The sequence below is a fragment of the Veillonella sp. VA139 genome, from assembly GCF_003992005.1.
In the GTDB taxonomy this organism is placed as follows: domain Bacteria; phylum Bacillota; class Negativicutes; order Veillonellales; family Veillonellaceae; genus F0422.
Genome location: NZ_RQVL01000011.1, coordinates 16825 through 36200, shown reverse-complemented (window position 1 = coordinate 36200; position 19376 = coordinate 16825). Strand labels below are relative to the sequence as shown.

At 38.7% G+C, this 19376-nt stretch carries 17 protein-coding genes and 1 pseudogene; 1 reads left to right on the top strand and 17 read right to left on the bottom strand.

Annotated features, from left to right (window positions below; all coding sequences use genetic code 11):
• Positions 1–206 precede the first annotated feature (206 nt).
• On the top strand, positions 207–467 hold the full coding sequence (rpsT, locus tag EO125_RS05275; protein ID WP_127147991.1) for a 30S ribosomal protein S20: 261 nt from the start codon (positions 207–209) through the stop codon (positions 465–467).
• A gap of 60 nt (positions 468–527) precedes the next feature.
• Here rpsT and EO125_RS05270 read toward each other — a convergent pair whose 3' ends face one another.
• The 17 genes and pseudogenes from EO125_RS05270 to EO125_RS09990 form a co-directional block, all read right to left on the bottom strand.
• Positions 528–1064 (bottom strand): NYN domain-containing protein, encoded by a 537-nt coding sequence (locus EO125_RS05270; protein ID WP_127147990.1) that lies wholly within the window; start codon positions 1062–1064, stop codon positions 528–530.
• 10 nt (positions 1065–1074) lie between these two features.
• On the bottom strand, positions 1075–1794 hold the full coding sequence (gene rlmB / locus EO125_RS05265; RefSeq protein ID WP_127147989.1) for a 23S rRNA (guanosine(2251)-2'-O)-methyltransferase RlmB: 720 nt from the start codon (positions 1792–1794) through the stop codon (positions 1075–1077).
• Positions 1795–2073: 279 nt separating this feature from the next.
• Positions 2074–4329, bottom strand: a pseudogene (locus tag EO125_RS05260) (autotransporter outer membrane beta-barrel domain-containing protein).
• 523 nt (positions 4330–4852) lie between these two features.
• Positions 4853–5704 carry an Rpn family recombination-promoting nuclease/putative transposase gene (locus tag EO125_RS05255; RefSeq protein WP_164726444.1) on the bottom strand — a complete coding sequence of 284 codons (852 nt, stop codon included), beginning with the start codon at positions 5702–5704 and terminating at the stop codon, positions 4853–4855.
• Positions 5705–5929: 225 nt separating this feature from the next.
• Positions 5930–6136 (bottom strand): hypothetical protein, encoded by a 207-nt coding sequence (locus EO125_RS05250; RefSeq protein WP_127147987.1) that lies wholly within the window; start codon positions 6134–6136, stop codon positions 5930–5932.
• Positions 6137–6168: 32 nt separating this feature from the next.
• Positions 6169–7770 (bottom strand): type I restriction-modification system subunit M, encoded by a 1602-nt coding sequence (locus tag EO125_RS05245; RefSeq protein ID WP_127147986.1) that lies wholly within the window; start codon positions 7768–7770, stop codon positions 6169–6171.
• A 257-nt stretch (positions 7771–8027) separates the two neighbouring features.
• Positions 8028–9272, bottom strand: coding sequence for a restriction endonuclease subunit S (locus EO125_RS05240; protein ID WP_127147985.1), 1245 nt, complete (start codon positions 9270–9272; stop codon positions 8028–8030).
• 20 nt (positions 9273–9292) lie between these two features.
• Positions 9293–12532, bottom strand: coding sequence for a type I restriction endonuclease subunit R (locus EO125_RS05235; protein ID WP_127147984.1), 3240 nt, complete (start codon positions 12530–12532; stop codon positions 9293–9295).
• A gap of 3 nt (positions 12533–12535) precedes the next feature.
• Positions 12536–13105 (bottom strand): restriction endonuclease subunit M, encoded by a 570-nt coding sequence (locus tag EO125_RS05230; RefSeq protein WP_127147983.1) that lies wholly within the window; start codon positions 13103–13105, stop codon positions 12536–12538.
• 156 nt (positions 13106–13261) lie between these two features.
• Positions 13262–14188 carry a HipA domain-containing protein gene (locus tag EO125_RS05225; RefSeq protein ID WP_164726443.1) on the bottom strand — a complete coding sequence of 309 codons (927 nt, stop codon included), beginning with the start codon at positions 14186–14188 and terminating at the stop codon, positions 13262–13264.
• Positions 14172–14411: a hypothetical protein gene (locus tag EO125_RS05220; RefSeq protein WP_127147981.1), complete on the bottom strand. Its 240-nt coding sequence runs from the start codon at positions 14409–14411 to the stop codon at positions 14172–14174. Before EO125_RS05220 ends, EO125_RS05225 begins: the two co-directional genes overlap by 17 nt.
• 48 nt (positions 14412–14459) lie before the next feature.
• Positions 14460–15194 (bottom strand): Fic family protein, encoded by a 735-nt coding sequence (locus EO125_RS05215; protein WP_240630443.1) that lies wholly within the window; start codon positions 15192–15194, stop codon positions 14460–14462.
• Positions 15195–15277: 83 nt separating this feature from the next.
• Positions 15278–16132, bottom strand: a complete 855-nt coding sequence (locus EO125_RS05210) for a hypothetical protein (protein ID WP_127147980.1) — start codon at positions 16130–16132, stop codon at positions 15278–15280.
• Position 16133: 1 nt separating this feature from the next.
• Positions 16134–16529 (bottom strand): hypothetical protein, encoded by a 396-nt coding sequence (locus EO125_RS05205; RefSeq protein WP_127147979.1) that lies wholly within the window; start codon positions 16527–16529, stop codon positions 16134–16136.
• Between the two features lie 125 nt (positions 16530–16654).
• The gene (locus EO125_RS05200) at positions 16655–18784 is read right to left on the bottom strand and encodes a heavy metal translocating P-type ATPase (protein ID WP_127147978.1); all 2130 of its coding nucleotides are present in this window, start codon (positions 18782–18784) and stop codon (positions 16655–16657) included.
• A 3-nt stretch (positions 18785–18787) separates the two neighbouring features.
• Positions 18788–19048 carry a DUF6110 family protein gene (locus EO125_RS05195; protein ID WP_127147977.1) on the bottom strand — a complete coding sequence of 87 codons (261 nt, stop codon included), beginning with the start codon at positions 19046–19048 and terminating at the stop codon, positions 18788–18790.
• Positions 19049–19174: 126 nt separating this feature from the next.
• Complete coding sequence (locus EO125_RS09990; protein ID WP_127147976.1) at positions 19175–19363, bottom strand: FeoB-associated Cys-rich membrane protein; 189 nt, start codon at positions 19361–19363, stop codon at positions 19175–19177.
• Between the last annotated feature and the right edge of the window lie 13 nt (positions 19364–19376).

Genomic DNA, 19376 nt, shown 5'->3' with positions numbered 1-19376 from the left:
ATATCTCCTATTTACTGATGTATGTATTTTTCATTATATCATATTTCCCCTGACTACGTGGGAATAAAATCTACACATACAACTAATAAACCCTAGGTACATACAGTACTTTCACAAGAGAACCTACAAAAAAAAGTTGCAAAACTATCACCCCTATGATATACTACTTTAGTAATAATACAGTACATCACAAGGAGGTGACTCAATTGCCAAATATTAAATCCAGTATTAGAAGCGTAAAGACGGATGCTGAACGTCGTGCGAAAAACTCTGCTGTAAAATCTCAAATTCGTACAGCTACTCGTAAGACTGTAGAAGCTGTTCAAGCAGGCGCTGTAGAAGAAGCTAAAAATGCACTAGTTCATGCTACAAGCGTAATTGATAAAGCAGCCTCCAAAGGCGTTCTTCATAAAAATACTGCAGCTCGCAAAAAATCCAACTTAGCGGCTAAAGTAAATGCTCTATAATGAACTCTAAAAGAGGGTTAACAAGGAGAAATGTAGTTTCTCTTAGTTAACCCTCTTTTTTTATAGCTCCCCTCGTCTCATACGTTCTAATTTTTCAGCCACATCTCCATCAATATGGGCCCCTAGTTCATTGCGTTGTAATGTCATGGCATCTCGTCTATGATGCCCCGTATAGCGTTTACGCTCATCTTGCTTTGCCAGTTCCATTTGATGACGCAATTCACGGGCAGATATACGAAGACCTCCAAACCCTAGAATTTGACTTTGCTCTTCCCCATCGCTTGTGACTACATAGATTGTCTTATATTGACCCTTTTTACTAAATACTTCACGCTCAATATACGCATCTGCCGTTTCATGAGTGCCTGTAAAAACCTCGATGAAATCCCCAGAAATTCTCTGTTCATCAGCTGTGAAAGGAGCATGCTTTCCATCAAAAACAAGAATAATCTTATAGCCCTTATAACTACCATAATTGAGCAAACGATGACGAAGTTCCAACCGCGCATGCTCTAAAGACTCTTTACTAAGAGATTTCAAATCTTGCCAGTCAAAAATAACATTATACCCATCTACAATTAAAATATCTTTTTTCATAGTATACCTATTATCGTTGACGTCTCGCTTCATATAAAAGAATGGCTGCTGCCACAGAGGCATTCAAAGAGTTAATAGTACCAAACATGGGAATCGTTACTAATACATCACACAACTCTTTCGTCAAACGACTTAAACCTTTTCCCTCATTGCCAATGACCAACACAATAGGACCCGTCATGTTCACATCATACATCACAGTTCCATCCATATGAGCACCCATCACCCAGAATCCTTGCGCTTTCAATTGCTCAATCGTCTGCGCTACATTGCCAATTTGCACCAATGGAATCGATTCCACAGCCCCTGCAGATGTTTTACTTACAGTGGCATTAATAGGCGCATTATGACGTTTAGGAATTAGCACCGCCGTAGCACCTACACACTCAGCCGTACGAATGATAGCACCCATATTATGAGGATCTTCCACACCATCCGTTACAATTAACAACGGATGTTCTTCCGTACATGCCAGCAACACATCTTGCAATTCTTGGAACTTCACCGCATTCACCAAGGCTACCACACCTTGATTCGGCACATCACTAGGATATTTCTGTAAATCCCGTTCCTTCACACGACGAACCTCTATGCCCTTAGACTTTGCCAAACCCAATATCTCTGAAAGCGAGCCACCTTGCTTACCTTCCGCCACTAAAATACGATGAATCCCACGATCTGATTTTAGCGCCTCACGCACAGCATTACGACCCACAATAAACGTATCCATGAAAACCTCAAACCTTCCTAACAGCACTACTGCCTATATTTACTACGCTATTACTATACATAATAGCTATGTCATATCATTACAATCTATAAAAACTAGTCGCACTAGTATTAAATTATTATACCATACATACTAGACAGGGAGGTAGAAATACAAGCATCTATATTACAAAATCAAAAGCGATACAACTGGGGGAAACCTATTGTATCGCTTATTCTTAAAAGTAAGATTTTTAACTATATTACATTTTGTTACAGTCCCTATTAGTGCAAGATTTACTTAGAAGTTATAACGTACTCCCGCATCAACACGCCATGTATTGTCTATAGTAGCACCAAAGTTTTTAGTGAATGTACCATATACATATGTACTTGGACGAACGCTCCAGGATCCTCCAATTTCAGCATCAAGCCATGTATCTTTCAAATCAAGTTCTGTATGCACTGTTGGATTACCTGGTGCTGAATATCTTGTATTCACCTTACCAGAGAATTCATGAGCCAATGTGAGTTTCGCAAAGATATTGGATGTTTGTGTTTCTCTGCCAATGCCAAAGCCCAATCGACCTACAGCAGAATTAACAGCGTCCGCTTTCACATGCATAGAGCCACCACCAACAACATTAGCATCATAGGACACGCCATTCAAACGACCTACAATGAATTCTACACTAGGATCCATGTAGACACCATTTTGTTTCTTAATACGTTTACCGTACTCAGCACTGAAAGAGGTACCAAATGTATGATAATCCCCATTCAATTGATGTCCCCCTAGTGAGTGAAGTTTGTAAGTATTGGACAAGCGACTTCCACGAGCGATGATATCTAAGTAACGTCCATCATCATGTTGTTTTGTACCATATAACCCAATACCAGCGATTTTGCTGTCTCCGTTGCCAACGGCATAGGAGTTGCTAGACGTACTGTAATCTAAGACGCCACCAAAAATCCAATCATTGGATACCTTATGATCATAACCAACTTGTACACCATTATATGTCATATGAGTATCGGCACCATTTGTCATGTTAGATTTGCCACCGATGTATTTAGCCCATACACCTTGGTTCGTATTAGTCAAACGAAGATCCCCTAAACGACGTTGTAAATCGTTCGTAGTATTGTGCCAAGCTATCGCTGTAGATGTAAGAGCAGATTTCGTACCACTTACCAAGGAAGATTCACTAGCATGTGTGACAGTCGCAGTATCAGCAACAACAAGATTACCGTGTGCATCAAATGCATTTGCACCAAGTTCAGTCATAGCAGCCGGTCTTGTAATACCTTCATTAACTTGAACAGCTGCAGCTAGTTTCGTATCATTTCCCGTATATTGTAATTTAGTGGCTAAGGATTTCATTTCTTCAAGATAACTTGCATCGTCAGTCAAATTCTTAGCACTATCACCTTGTATAGTGATGTGACTATGATCAGCAGCATGTTGGATGATGATTTGGCCATTGCCCGCTTCGCTGGCTGGCACACCTGTTTTATAATCAGCATTTACAAAACCACTATAGTTTTGAATCGTAATAGGGCGAGCATCGATAGGATGAATTATGCCTGCTGCAGTTGGATTTGTACCACCTACAAGATTACGAACTTTACTGCCTTTATATAAGTATGCTACATTATCTCCTGATGGACGTGGTTTTTTTGGTGTAGGTCGATCCTTACCAATCCATTCATTATTCCAAGTAGCACCATTTTGTAAATAGATATCGGCACCAGAATTATGTGGATTATTATTACTTTCAGCATATTCATTTAACACAGCACCAGTAAGACTAGAATTAGAGGTTGTAAAAGCGAGTCCGATATTTGCTGGCGCTTCATTAGGATTTGGATTATCACCATAATCTTTATTAATTAACCCTACATTACCAACAGCCACCAAATCTTTCGTACCTGGGTGTTTACCATCGGTACCTGCATTCACATAGACATCGCCCTCTTATGCCACAACAGAATAGATATCTGACGTTGTAACAGGATGCGTTATAATACGACCACCGCCATCAACGATAATATGGCCTCGGTGATTAGCTTGTAATCCTACTCCCACAGCGTCAATATCTACATTGCCTTTCACATGAATATTGCTATCACCATAGTCTCTGTTAGGATTATCATTATGATGTGGCACCTTACCACCAAGACCAGCATAGACAGCACTCATATAATAATGTCCCAATTCTCTTTTATCTGCTGGTGCATCATTTTGTAATCGTACAATAAGATCTTTATCTATGGTCAATTGAGATCCGAATCCAATAAAAATCCCTGCTACATTTTTACTTTTACTTTTACCGTTCTCCATTTCCATCAAGCTTTTACCATGTACATTGACGGTCAACGTGTCTTCTATATGCTTAACCTCAGGTTCCATTTGCTTTTGAGAGCCCATCGATAAACCAATTAAGTTTTCTGCTTTATCACTATACTTAGTAATATCTGTAGCCATTGTGGAATAAGACATTCCTGTTACTACTAATGCAGCCATCACTGCTGATACATGACGTGTAATTTTCATGCTTACCTCTTTTCTATACGATGCTTATAGTCCTCTTACCAAATTATATAGAATCTATAGCACCTTAAAAACACAGAAAAACCCCCTTAGTCCAACTAAGGAGGTCTTTTATTCACTTACACACTCGGTAAGTACTAGAAATACTAATTATTACTCAGGAGAAATAAGGAAACATAATTTCTTATTCATAAGAGTCCCTAAATCAATAATATGTATCAATAAACTTACTATATTATACATCGTTATTTGTATTTCGTACATACTCATATGTACATAAATAAGTTATTATGCATACTTTGTATACTAAAGCATTACTATGATAATTAGTTATAATTGATAAACTTATCGTAAAACTTTCATACCGATATAATAAAGGCATAGAGAACTGGTTAAATACATCTAAAACTGACAAACACCAAGAAAACATAAGATTTTACAAATCTAATTTTCTTGGTGTTTTTTCTTGTAGGATTTATAACTATAGAAACAGAAGAGTCTAATTCTTAATATTTATAATATAACATCACATTAAAGCATGCTCTTTCGCAATAGCTTTTACTTCTTCTACAGTAAAGTTAGTAACCTCAGCAATCATTTCTAAGGACAATTTCTTACGTAACATCTGAATTGCGACTTGAGATTTGCCACGAGATTCCCCCTTGGCCAAGCCTTCGGCTAGACCTTCTGCGCGTCCTTCTGCCCGACCCTCGGCTACACCTTCTTTCCAGTATGTATAATGATCCATTGATAGCATTGAATATTCCTCCCTCCAAGCCTCACAATGTTTTGCTTCATCTACGGCATTTTCAATATCTCGTAGTAACTCATCCGATGCAGTTTGACCATCCACATAATCCAGAAACCTTTGTAACGGTTTTGAAATATCATCCATTTTACCCTTCGTACTTAAAAATAATTTTGTAGCCCCATCATTCAACAGGATATCATGTTCTTCCATGCAAATATTCCTAAACGTATACTTATGGCGATCTCCACTAAACACCGAAAAAGTGCAAATAAAAATAATATACGAATCATTTAGGCTCATATACTTCTGGCCTTTTTGCAAGTGATACATATCTAAAATACTTTGGTAAAAGCGCGTGCGCTTTACCAGTTCTTCCATATCCTTGCTGGTTTGCATTTCGATATTGAATACAGTTCCTCTGTCATCATTCACATACACATCTAAACGAACACTTTTCGTTTCCAAACTCACATCCAGAGTTTTCTCCTCCTGAATGTAAACAATATCCTTGATAGAAATATCCAGCAACCGTTCCAACACAGCCTTACAAATCGGTTTCTTTAACATGACCTTTTGAAAGATAAAATTGTCCTGAATGGTCAGTTCATCGAATGATTTAATACGCATACAATGCCTCACTTTCATTCTTACCAAAATTATACCACAATTAGACTCTAGGTAGATACACCTTTACTATCTAACGTTACACTTCTATTTAAGAACAATTTACCCTTTAAAATTTCCTACCAATATTACACACTCTTAACAGTAAGTACTTACACAGCAAAAAGCGATACGGCTAATCAATATTAGCCATATCGCTCTTATTTTCTATATGTATATGTATATGTTTTACATCAATGCATGCTCTCTCGCAATAGCCGTTACTTCTTCTACCGTAAAGTTGGTAACCTCGGCAATCATTTCTAAGGATAATTGCTTACGTAACATCTGAACCACAACTTCAGCTTTACCTTCAGTTTTACCTTCGGCTAGACCTTCTGCCCGTCCCTCGGCCACGCCTTCTTTCCAATATGTATAATGATCCATTGATAGCATTGAATATTCCTCCCTCCAAGCCTCACAATGCTCTACAGTTTCACTCCCAACAGTGCCAACTGTTCTGCAATTTCTTTTTCCAACGCCGCAATGTCACGGTTATCTTGTTCAATCATACGATTAATTTCGTCAAGATCCAGTTCTTCCTCTTCTTCAAAGGTATCCACGTAACGAGGGATATTCAAGTTATAATCGTTCTCCTTAATTTCCTCTAGGCTTGCCACATGTGCGTACTTCTCTACATCCACACGGTTGCGGTAAGTATCGATAATCTTAGCAATATTTTCTTCACTCAAGTTATTTTGGTTTTTCCCTTTTTCAAACTCGTTGCTGGCATCGATAAACAACACATCACGGTTCGTGCGATTCTTTTTAAACACTAAAATCGTGGTAGGAATGCTCGTGCCATAGAACAAGTTCGCTGGCAATCCAATGACTGCATCCAAGTAATTTTTCTCGATGATAGTCTCCCGGATTTTACCTTCTGCAGCACCACGGAATAGTACACCATGTGGCAATACGATGGCCATCGTTCCTTCTGTATTCAAATGGTACAAGCTATGCAAGATGAAAGCATAATCTGCTTTAGACGCCGGCGCCAACTTGCCATAATCACTGAAACGAGGGTCTTTCAATTTACTTTCATTATTGTCCCATTTCGCAGAATACGGAGGATTAGCCACCACCGCATCAAAGGATCGCGGACGATCAATGCCATCGTGGTCCACCCCATCTGGCCAATCACTTTCAAGGGTGTCCGCATTGTGCAAATTCATATTGTTATAGGTCACGCCGTGCATCATGAGGTTCATGCGCGCCAAGTTGTACGTCACCGTGTTCAGCTCTTGCCCGTAAAAACTCACCGCTCCTTGACGGGAACCATCAGGAATCTCGTTGCGCACCGTAAGCAGCAAGGAACCAGAACCCATGGTCGGGTCATAGACTGTGAAAGTATCTTCTCGGTTCTCCAAATTCGCTGTTACCAATTTTGCCAAAATGATACTGACCTCGTGAGGCGTGTAGAACTCGCCACCTTTTTTACCTGCATTGGCTGCAAACTTGCCAATTAAATATTCATAAATTTCGCCTAGAATATCTTTACCGCTTTCATCCTTGTACTCGATTTCATCGATTTTAGACACTACCGCATTGAGCGTTTTCGTACGTCCTGCTGTGGTAGAACCCAAACCAGAATCGCCTAAGTTGATGTAGTTAAAAATCCCTCTGAAATCTGCAGACGCCTCTTGATTAATTTCTGCATTGGCATTAAAGTTTTCAAAGATGCGTTGGTAATCCCCAGGGACGACCGTGCCATTATGAATGCTTTCCGTTAAAGACACCCAAGTATCTTCCGGATTAATAGCATACCCCAAAGAACCTGCAATATCCATCAGGCAATCTTCCAAGCCCTCTTGCTCCACAATCTCCTTATACAGTTCGTTCACAGATTTCCCTTCAGAAGGATCGACCAAACCACTATCCACCAAGTATTCTTCTTGATGAGTGGACAAATATTTATAGAATAAGAAGGGTAGAATATAATCTTTGAAAGAACTTGCGTCCATTGTGCCACGTAAATCGTTGGCAATCGCCCATAATTGGCTAGAAATCGTTTGCGCTTTTACATTTGCCATAAAAATCTCCTTTGTTATATCTCTCTTGTATCTGTTTTTGTATATTGTATTTTTTTGTAAAAGTATTTGAAAGTAAGCAGAATACCTTATCATCTGAAAGTAAGTCTAACTGCCTTACAGTCTGAAACTATCTGTATATAGCTAGTGAAAGTGCAGAAAGCATACATCTGTTATCATTCTCGAATCGTGACATACTATCTCTGTAGTCATCTGTTCGAGTTGGATAGATGAAAGTGTATACTGCCTATCTACTTATACTAGACAAACATCTGTTGAAGAAGAGCCTTCTTCTGTAGTTGTAAGTGTTCTAGCTTACGCTGATGAAGGGTGATGAGGTTATCGAACTTTTCGAAAAACACTCCTATCTGATTTTGCTCATTTATATCTTTAGAGATACAAATATCAAAATCATTTATATCTCGTGACGATATATTAGGTTGTGCTCCAGCAACCAAAACAGAATCTAGCTGTTTTTCAAATAGTTTAGATTTAACAAATGCACCTATAAATTTATAACTCCATTGATCATTTGGTTCAAAATATCCTACCCGCTGATTTTGGTAAAACTTTTGGTTTTCTTCACAGTGTAATATACCTACTTTACCTGTTGTTGCACCAGACATTGCAATAAGTATAGATTTATCTTTTACTAGAAAATTTTCTTCCATTTGCTCTTCATAATAATACGCAAATTCTCCCCCAATAATTCCATCTGATAAAATATTTGAAATTCTTATTATTGGTACACCTGTTTTCAAAAACTTATCACTTTTAAATGCATATCCTCCTCTTAAGGATGCAACCTCCCCCAACTTACGCTGTTCCCAAGCATCCGTAAACCCTGGGAAACGAAGTTCTGGAAATTGTTCGCCATTTTTCGGAAACAATTTTTGCAGTAATGCTTTTTTCTTCAATTTTAAGTTTTCTAACTTACGCTGATGAAGGGTGATGAGGTTATCGAACTTTTCGAAAAACACTCCTATCTGATTTTGCTCATTTATATCTTTAGAGATACAAATATCAAAATCATTTATATCTCGTGACGATATATTAGGTTGTGCTCCAGCAACCAAAACAGAATCTAGCTGTTTTTCAAATAGTTTAGATTTAACAAATGCACCTATAAATTTATAACTCCATTGATCATTTGGTTCAAAATATCCTACCCGCTGATTTTGGTAAAACTTTTGGTTTTCTTCACAGTGTAATATACCTACTTTACCTGTTGTTGCACCAGACATTGCAATAAGTATAGATTTATCTTTTACTAGAAAATTTTCTTCCATTTGCTCTTCATAATAATACGCAAATTCTCCCCCAATAATTCCATCTGATAAAATATTTGAAATTCTTATTATTGGTACACCTGTTTTCAAAAACTTATCACTTTTAAATGCATATCCTCCTCTTAAGGATGCAACCTCCCCCAACTTACGCTGTTCCCAATCTTCCGTAAACCCAGGGAATCTGAGTTTCGGTACTTTACGTTTTGTTTCACTCATTGTGACACCTCTCTTTTTTCTTATGACTCACTCACATAGTGGTCCGCAAATGCATACAAAGCATCTACCATATCATTACCATATTTAACCTTACTCATAGCCACAATTTCCGGATCTTGTGCTTTCATCTTGTATTCGTTACGGGCATCTTTTTTCAACTGCGTAATTCGCCCTGTATCATCAAAGTCCTTTTTACCATATACATGGTTCGCAAATAGTGTTAGCAATTCTTCGCTACGAATGCAATCGACGATGCCCCACTTTTGGCGGAACTCAAAGATTTCATCTTTCACAATCATGGTGTTCGCCTCTTGGATGATATCCTTGCTGTCATTTAATTTCACCGGATACACAATATCGCTACCTTGTGGCGGATATTCCCCTGTATAGATAGCCTCTGCGGCCTTGTTGATTTGTTTCGCATATTGACGGTCTTCCAACGCCATGGCAAAGTCTTGAATCCGTGTACGGTACGCATCTGCATCATCCATACGTTCCTCGTGGACAGCATTCATCAATTCTTCCACTAGTTCTGTCAAATAATCGTAGTTCACTTTTACGTCTTTCACGTGAGTCATACGCAATTCAATTTGCGCCACTGGGACATCGTACTTCTCTGCCATGCGCTCTTTCAAATCATTGTAGAGGGCCGTGGTCAACACTTCTTCTTGCTCCACCGTCATGCCTACCATGGCCACCAAATCTTCTGGTTTATCGTAGTCGAAACCGATGGTTTCCCCATCTAGTTGCTCCGCATCATATTGTTTCAGCTTGGACATACCAGAGCTATATTTACGCATAAGGTCAAACATTTCCTCTTGCTTCGCTTCGCTAGGTGGCACTTCTGTAAACGTATCCGTCAAATCCGCTAATCGGTTCACCACATGTTGTACTTCTGCTAATTGGTCTTTAAATTTTTTTGCTAATACGCCGTCTTTTTCCAAACCACCATCGTCATCCACTGGTCCCAATGTGCCCTGCACATTTGCTGATGCACGGTTCGCATAGATACGCAAAGCCTCGTTCATCAACTTTTCGTTTTGCACAGGCCAGCGATAGTTCACAATTCGCCCCCACGGTTTGCTATGAGTATCAGCGATACGATTCGTTCTCGAGTAGGCCTGAATGAGCAACGCTCCTTTCAGTGTGCGGTCCACATACAAGGTATTCATCTGTGGCGCATCGAATCCCGTTAAGAGCTGATCCACTACGATGACAATATCCAAATATTGACCATCTCTAGCAGTACGATTCAAGCGTGTCGTCAAATCTTGGGTATACCCCAACACATCATCGAGTCCAAAATTCGTGCCAAATAGCTTGTTATAATGATTCATCGCCCGTAGCAACCCATTGTTCGTATCTAGTTGGGTATCACTATTATTCGTACTAGCACTGAAAGTGACCCCCACTTTCAAGGTAAACTCGCCCCGTGCTGCTCGCTCTTGGTTCACTCTTTCAAATTCATCAAAGTACATCATCGCCATGGGCGTACTCGGACGGTTGCCCCCTACATGGGTAGTGAGCATCGCATTGTACTTGCCCTCCACAGAACGATTTTTCCAATGTTTAAAGATATCTTCCACCACCAAACTGACATGGTCTTTGTTATTATCGTAAAAACTTGGCTCGATCATGTCGTCCATGTCATCTGGTGTGAGGTTGTTAATACGATACTGTATATCTGCCTCTGACCATTTCGGGTGAGTATGGCGATAGAACATAGGCAAATAATGTTCTTTCATATTCACTTCGTCAATGGTGGTCTCAAAGTCTACTTTAAAGCCTAGTACATTTTTGTCTGCAATGGCTTCTCGTATCGTATACCAATGAAGTAATTCGCCAAACACTTCTCTTGTTTTAGTGGTGTTTTTCCCTGCTACTTCATCAAACATCGGCGTTCCTGTATAGCCAACCCAAGCAGCACCTTTAAATACTTTTTGCAACTCCTCAAAGCTGTCGCCGCCCGTAGAGCGATGGGCTTCATCGACGATGAATACAAAATTTTTCTTCGGCAATGTAAAGTCTTTCCGTTGGATTAACTTCGTCAATTTTTGTACGGACGTCACGATAATACCGTTACCTTTTTCGTTGAGTTTACGTTTCAGTGCATTTGTATTTTCTGTGCCACCTACTGCATCAAACTGTCTACCATCTACATCGATAGTACCCTCTGGGTCATAGGCCTTGTAGTTTTCTTCTGTTTGCTTTGTCAACGCAATGCGGTCCACCACGAACACCACTTTATCTACATGAGGCATACGGCTGGCAAGCCACGCCGTTTTAAAGCTAGTAATAGTTTTACCAGATCCTGTGGTATGCCAAATGTAACCCAATTTGTTGATAGGCAATGTAAAGTCTGCTTGTTTCAATTGGTTCAACACTGCTTTGGTAGCATACACTTGGTAAGGTCGCATGACTTTTAACATTTGCTTATTCTTCGTACCATCTAAGATGGTAAATTGCGTAGACATTTGGTGCGCCATGGGAATGCTGAGGAATAAATCGGAGAATACTTTCCAATCGGTTACGACCTTGTTGTTTTCCGGATTTTGCCATTGAAAAGAAAAGTCCTTGTTGAACATCTCCGCCGTCGTATTTGCCATGTATTTAATTTGCGTAGGAGTCATGCCCACCAAAATTTGAACAGTAGAGAAAATATCGCTGTACTGCCGTTCTTCAATGTATTGATGCATTTGGTTTAATGCCTCATTGGCAGCATGTCCAGAAGCTTTTTCCTCAATTTGGATAACCGGTAATCCGTTAATTAAGAGTGTTGTGTCAAAACGTCGTTCTGGTCGTCCTGCAATCTTAGGAGCTCGTTGTATTTGTGTTACCACTTGGTACACCGTATTGCCTGCGCCAATTTGTTTTTGGTCAAATACAGTAAGATATACATGGCGTCCATCATCTAAATCCACTTCTACTTGGGATACTCCATTCACACCATACAAAAACTGCCCCGCTAGATACGGTGTATATAACTCGTTAATCACTTTTTGGACTTGTTTAAATTCTGTATCGCTCAAAGGCTTATCCAATTTATCTTGGTTTAATTGATACAAAATACGACGAAAGTTATCCCACAATGCTTCTGTAGTCTTAATATGAGGTTCATACTTCCATAATTTACTTTTATAGACCCCACGAGGTCCATATTGAGCTTGTCCTTCTTTCACATCTTGTGTGAATGAAATAGCGCCTGTCGTCAATTGCTCCACTAATTGTCGTTCAAATTCCATTTCATTAACTTTTGTCATGTTTTACACCCCCTGTAATTGTGCCACTCGCAATGTATACATATTATGTGCCACACGTTGTTGTAAAGAACGTACTCGTAATTCCTTGTAATACACATCGCCGATGATTCGTTGTACTTCTATTGGTGGCAACTTCGGTAGTTCTATGTCTTTCAAAAGTTTTAAACTGTAGCGAATGACTTGACTACCTTGCAAATTTTGTTGAAACTGGCGTTTGATACTTGGATGTTCATTGATAAGGAACATCATATATTTCAAATCAATTTGTTTAGAAGTAGGCACCATGCGCACATAGTTCTGTGTGAAAATGTATCCTTCATGGTCTTTGCCAACAATCGTCGCTTCCCCAGAGATGGCACTAAATAGCAAGTCTCCTTCTTCTAGTAGATCCCCGGTGAAAGTCGTTTTAATTTGTTTCCGATCTTGTCGTTCACCAGGCACACCATGTATATCTTCGTATAGCTCATTTTGACCATACAATGTATATGTTTTTGCCTCTCCTGTGACATCTTCGTCTAAGCGATATTGTGATACCCCCGTATTGCTATGAAATAAGTCTTTGATACATACCATAGAAACCATCTCCTTTTCTCTAATTTTGCATTTAAAAAAATTACCATTATTAACTTATGACCTAAGTATACACGGTAATTCTAAAAAAAGCAAGTTTATTTATTTGTAATTTTTAAAAATTATTTTTTGTAACTTTTCCCTTTATTTCCCCTTACCTCATCTACCTTCTCTTTGATTAATGTCCTTTTGGTATTTTAGTTCATTTTTTAATGCTTTTTGAATAATCAATCTATTTCTGTTATCCAATAATTGAGTGTAAAATTCTTTTTCTATATGACTTATATAAGGAATCTCTCTAATTATTGCATGAACGATTTCACTGTTATATTTTGGTGCTATTCGTTTAATTGCTTCTGCTATATCGTTTGAACACTCATAATTATTTTTTCTATTATCAACCAATATATGGTAATAATTCATTCTAACATTGTTAAATTTAAATACAGAAACAGGATCGTTTTTAGAAATTCTATTAAACTCGCTAGAATCATCAAGAAACTTCTTTTTCTCGTCTTCACTTAAAATTGAATATAAACTAGCCCCACAATCATATATTGGTGACATTCGTCTTATATTAGTTTCTTCATTAAATATATAACCCCAATTATTATGATGTCTATCTATATTTCCAATTAATGCATCTGCAACAAACATATCCCAAAAGTATCGTTCCATCTCATCAGGTTTTACAACATCTTGTGCTTTAATAAATTGTAATGTTTTTTCTAAGGATACGCCTTTATTATCGCTATTAATATGGTTTACCTTATTTTGTAATTCTAAGAATGAGCCTAAACTTTCTTCCTTTGACAAGAAATCTTTACATGCAACAACTAAATCATTATTATATGTGCAAAGAAATACATCTTGAACATCTAATCCAATAGATTTAATGACTTTACATGAAATATACTCTGTAACACAAGAGTTAGCGTAGCTTGTATCTCTGTTATTTTGTCTAACTCTTTCAGGTAATTTCAATAAGTAGTATTCACCATTATCTCGTACAGAATATTTTTTACCTGCACCACCATAAGAACGGTAACTTATTTCAATTCCATCTATATTAGAAAAATTCTCCATTGAGATTCCCCCAGTAATATTCATTTCTTAATTCATCAGCTTCTTCTTGACTAATAACTCGATCGCACCAAACCGAATTGATGACACTATAGATATTCATAATTTGCATTTTAAACTCAATTCTATTATTCATAGTTCGATCCTTTAAATATGTTTCTTTGGCTGTATTTAAAGCAGCAATTTCTTCTCGTAGGAAACGATAACCCTCTGAATTTGTTTTCATAGTACCCTCTTTTCTATGAGCACGTTTGATGATGATAAACTACCCCTCTCATCTAGCACTACTTTGCAACTCTAGTTCAGCATTGTTAATAATCTTCATTCTCGCATTTTCATCTTTTGACAATTGTATTCCCATATCTGTTAATCCTTTTATATCTAAGTCAGATAATACATTCATATATAGTTGTCTATCACTTTTATTAATAATAATAGGAGCAATCCCTTGTTGCAGACAAGAATGAACAATTAAGGCCCGCCCAGTTCTTCCATTGCCATCAGAAAAAGGATGTATTCGCTCAAATCGCAAATGCTGCTTCATAATAGCCTCTATTTTCTCTTCCACAGTATTAGATATATTTAGCCTATATTCTAAGGTATCACACCAGTTTTTTAATTCTACTGGCACTAAATAAGGTTCTGTAGTTGTAAAATCAGCCCCCATAATTATATTATGAATCGTTTTAAATTCTCCTGCATCTTCTCTAATATCTTGTAATAAATAACTATGAGTATCTTTTATTAGTTCAATTGTAATTTCCTTGGGATAATTAGCTGTTAAAAATCCCATATATTTCTTATAGTTTTTGACTTCATAAAATTCACGTTCATTCATCGCTTTAGGGATGATACCATCTAATAAAATACATTTAGCTTCATACTGTGTCAGTGTATTCCCTTCAATAGCGGTACTATGGTGAGCCATTCTAACTAGCATATCATCTACATAACTATATGAAAGTTTCAAGCTAATCATCCCCTTAATTAACGAAAATTCTATACTCATATTATATTTCCCTCTATTGTATTAGAAGTTTCTACAATCGTAATAGTTTTCTCAGATTATATTAGAATTTTTACAACCCCTCATTAGATAGTTGTATCTTTTTTTGATAACCATAGTTTTTCAATACCCAATCCAATAGCCACACTTAAAGCAATGGCGCAGATTTCAAATATGGACGGTGTAATATATACTAATGGGCTACCTGTGAAAGCTGGCAATGCTTTCCCTGCCCAGACTTTCACAATGTCTGGAATGTAGCCACCGAATAGGATATGTGCATTGGTTGCAACCCACCATACTGCCATAACTACGATAGCAGTCACACGAGGCCACAATGCTGTGCGACGTGGGTATAAGTATAGGACCATACTTCCGATAGTGGTCAGCATCATGAACATTAGCCCAATAGATAGGCTAGCAACTAACCCTATGATGCTCTGTTGGTCTAACGACGCTTGAACAATGGGATTATTAAGATTTAGATATAGAACATCCCCTAAAAATAGCATTGGCAATGGCAAAGCATAGGTAGAAATATTTAGCACTGTATCAATAAAGTAATGACGTTCTTTACGTGTCATCCAGCAATCTAATAGTTTCGCTGTACCGATCATGAGTGCTACCACAACTAACATAGTCAATACCCAGACTAGCATGATGTAGATTGGTTCTTTTGGCAAGGTAAAGGGCAACACGCCATTGCCAAAGAAAAAGAACAAATTCCACCACAGCCAAGAATATGTGTAATGACCTTTTCCTAAATGAAAGTCAAATTGTCCTGCCAGTCTTGGCACCGCTTTCAGGGCTAGAGGTATCCCCAAGGAGGCAATGACAAACATAATAATGCTAGACGTGTCGAACTGCCCTAAGCTAAACACCAAGCTTAGCGGAATAATCCAGAGCATGGACCAACTATAAAACTTTATATAACTTCTCATATTACACCTCTGTATTCTTTCCACCTGCTAATGCCAACACTAATGACAAGGTTACTTGGCAATACATGATGATGGCAAACACCACATCACGACCGATAGTCGATAGGTTCCACAACCAAGATGAATCTAAATTGTTGAACACCAAGAATGTACCACCTTGTACTAAAGCCCAAGCTAATACGTACACACAAATCGGTACTCTGCGAGCCTTAGGGCCAAATCCACTTTCGCTAGAACGTAAGTAAAAAATAGGAATAAATAGGGATAATACTCCATAGCTCACCCCTGCCACCATGGCGCTCATTCCCGTATGAATCGTATAGGCCCCGAGGGGAATTAATATAAAAAATATACTCATATACATCGTGCGTTGCACTACATCTTGTATGGTTGACATATAATTTCCTTTCTATACCAAAACTATCTCTCCCTATAGTATAACAAACATCCGCCATCTTATAAATACATATACAGTTTCAATTTTACAAACAAAAAAGCATCCTTACGGATGCTTTTTGTGTGTTATGCCACAACTGCTTCTACTTCGATGCAGTCATCGTTTGTTGTTTTTGGTTTTTCTAATAATGGAGTCATGCTATACATACCCACGCCTAGTGTGAACAAGTTGTGAATCCATGCAGTAGAGCTAGGAGGCATTACGCCTAATACGCCCAATCCTACAAGGCCACCATTCACGCCAACGATGGAGTTATAGTTAATTTTAATACGATCCATTAATTTCATGGAAATGCGACGTAAGTCAACGATAGCAGTTAAGTTATCACTGGACACTGTAACATTGGCAATTTTTTGTGCAATTGGTGCACCTTCATTCATACCAATACCTACGTGTGCTTCAGATAATGCCAAGGAGTCGTTGATACCATCCCCTACCATCATTACTGTGTAGCCTTCTTCTTTTGCTTTACGAACGTAATCAGCTTTGTCAGTTGGCATAACTTCTGCATGAACTTCGTCAATACCAATTTCCGCTGCTACGCGCTCTGCATTTTTACGGCTATCACCAGTCATCATAACGATTTTTTTGATACCTAAGTTATGAAGATCGCGGATGACATCTTTTGCTTCTTCACGCACTGGGTCTTTAATGCAGATAACTGCAGACAATACGTTGGAGATAGCTAAGTATAAATAAGAACAACCTTCTGGAAGGTTTTCAAATTTTGCCTCTTCTCCAGCTGGAATCGTCGTTTTTTCATCCTCAAAAATGAAGTGATGGCTACCGATGCGCACTTTGCGGTTACCCACTTTGGATGCAATACCATGTGCCACAACGTATTCTACTTTGGAGTGCATTTCTTTATGTGGCAAATGATGTTCTTGTGCTGCGGACACAACTGCTTTCGCCATGGAATGAGGGAAATGCTCTTCCAAGCAAGCCGCTAATGTCAACATTTCTTCTGCATCATTACCATTGAAAGGAATGATTTCTTGGAATACAGGTTCTGCTTTTGTCAACGTACCTGTTTTATCGAAGACGATCATATCTGCTTCTGCAATACGTTCTAAGAATTTACCACCTTTTACAGTAATACCACGGTTAGACGCTTCTTGCATAGCGGATAATACTGCCAATGGAATGGACAATTTCAACGCGCAGGAGAAGTCTACCATAACGAAAGATAAGGCTTTCATTAAATTTCGAGTTAAAGCAAAAGTAGCAAACGCACCTAAGAAGCTGACTGGTACTAATTTATCTGCCATGCGATATGCTTTTTGTTCCATACCAGATTTCATTTGTTCAGATTCTTCGATTAAGTTTACGATTTGTTCAAAACGAGTGTGTTTGCATGTAGTACGTACTTCGAAGGAGCATTGGCCTTCTTCTACGACAGTACCAGCATATACAGATGTACCTGCATCACGACGAACTGGTTCAGGTTCCCCAGTCATAGAGCTTTCGTTCACAAGAACTACGCCGTCCACAACTTGGCCGTCCAATGGCACCACTTCACCTTGACGAACCACTACGATGTCACCCACTTGTACATCACCGATTGGTTTGCTTACTTCTACGCCGTCTACAAGAACCCAAACTTTGTCTACGTTCAAGGACATGCTTTCAGCAAGATTAAGGACGGATTTACGCAATGTCCATTCTTCCAAGATTTCGCCGATGCCTAATAAGTACATCACAGCGCCCGCTGTGGAATAATCTTTTTGCAACAATGCCGCACCGATAGCTACGCCATCTAATACTTCTACGGTCAATTTGCGTTTCCACAACGTTTTGATCGCTGTACCGATGAACTTGATACCATCAAACCAGGACCATGCCGCTGCGATAGGTGCTGGTAAAACGATTTTTTTGCCGATATAAAGCAATGTTTTATCGATCATTTCTTCTTTATAACGCTTGTTCACAAGGCGAGGTGAAAGTTCATGCAATGCAGGTGCATTGGCTAAATCCAAATCGTTAAGTCCGAATAAAGCCGCTTTCACAGCACTTTCATCACCAGTATGTTGGATGATGACATCCCCAGAACGAGTATAGAAGTTCGCTTTGGTAATGGCTTCACAGGCCATCAATGTATCTTCCATATATTGAGCCTGTGCGTCATTAAACTTACGTCCCTCAATACGTACATGAAGACGACGGGACAAGCGTTGCAACATTTTAAATTGCATCATGAATTATTTACCTTCTGTTAACACTTCTTCGTCACGAGTTTCGTTGATTTCTTGTGCTTCAGCCAAGATGCTGCCAGTGGAAGCTTGTAATTTTTCAGTTGTTTTTAAGATGCTGTCTTTTGCACGAAGGCCAGCTGCTACTACATTAGCATATACTTTGCGAGCGTCTTTGGAAGTTAACACTTTTACACCTACTGTGCCTAAAGCTAAACCAGCTGCGAATACATTAGCGTCTCTTAAAGTTTCTTTTTTTACGTTGAACATTGTTAGTTCCTTTCTGTGAACTCTGTCACATTAATACATGATAATATAATACAATTAAAAATTATAAAGATAAGAGGGGGCCGTGTTATCGAGTCCCCTCTTACCAAACTTATGGTATCGAATTAGTTACTTTTCAGCTTGTTCTTCGTGACTACCACAGCCACAGCCGCACCCTGATTCGGATTCAGAAGAGGAACCACATCCTCCGCCGCATCCGCCGCCACAACCGCCTGCGCTTGTTGCGCTTTTATATACTCGGTATGCAACATAGAGAACAGCTAGTAAACCAATTGCGTATACAATAACACTATCCATAGTATACACTATC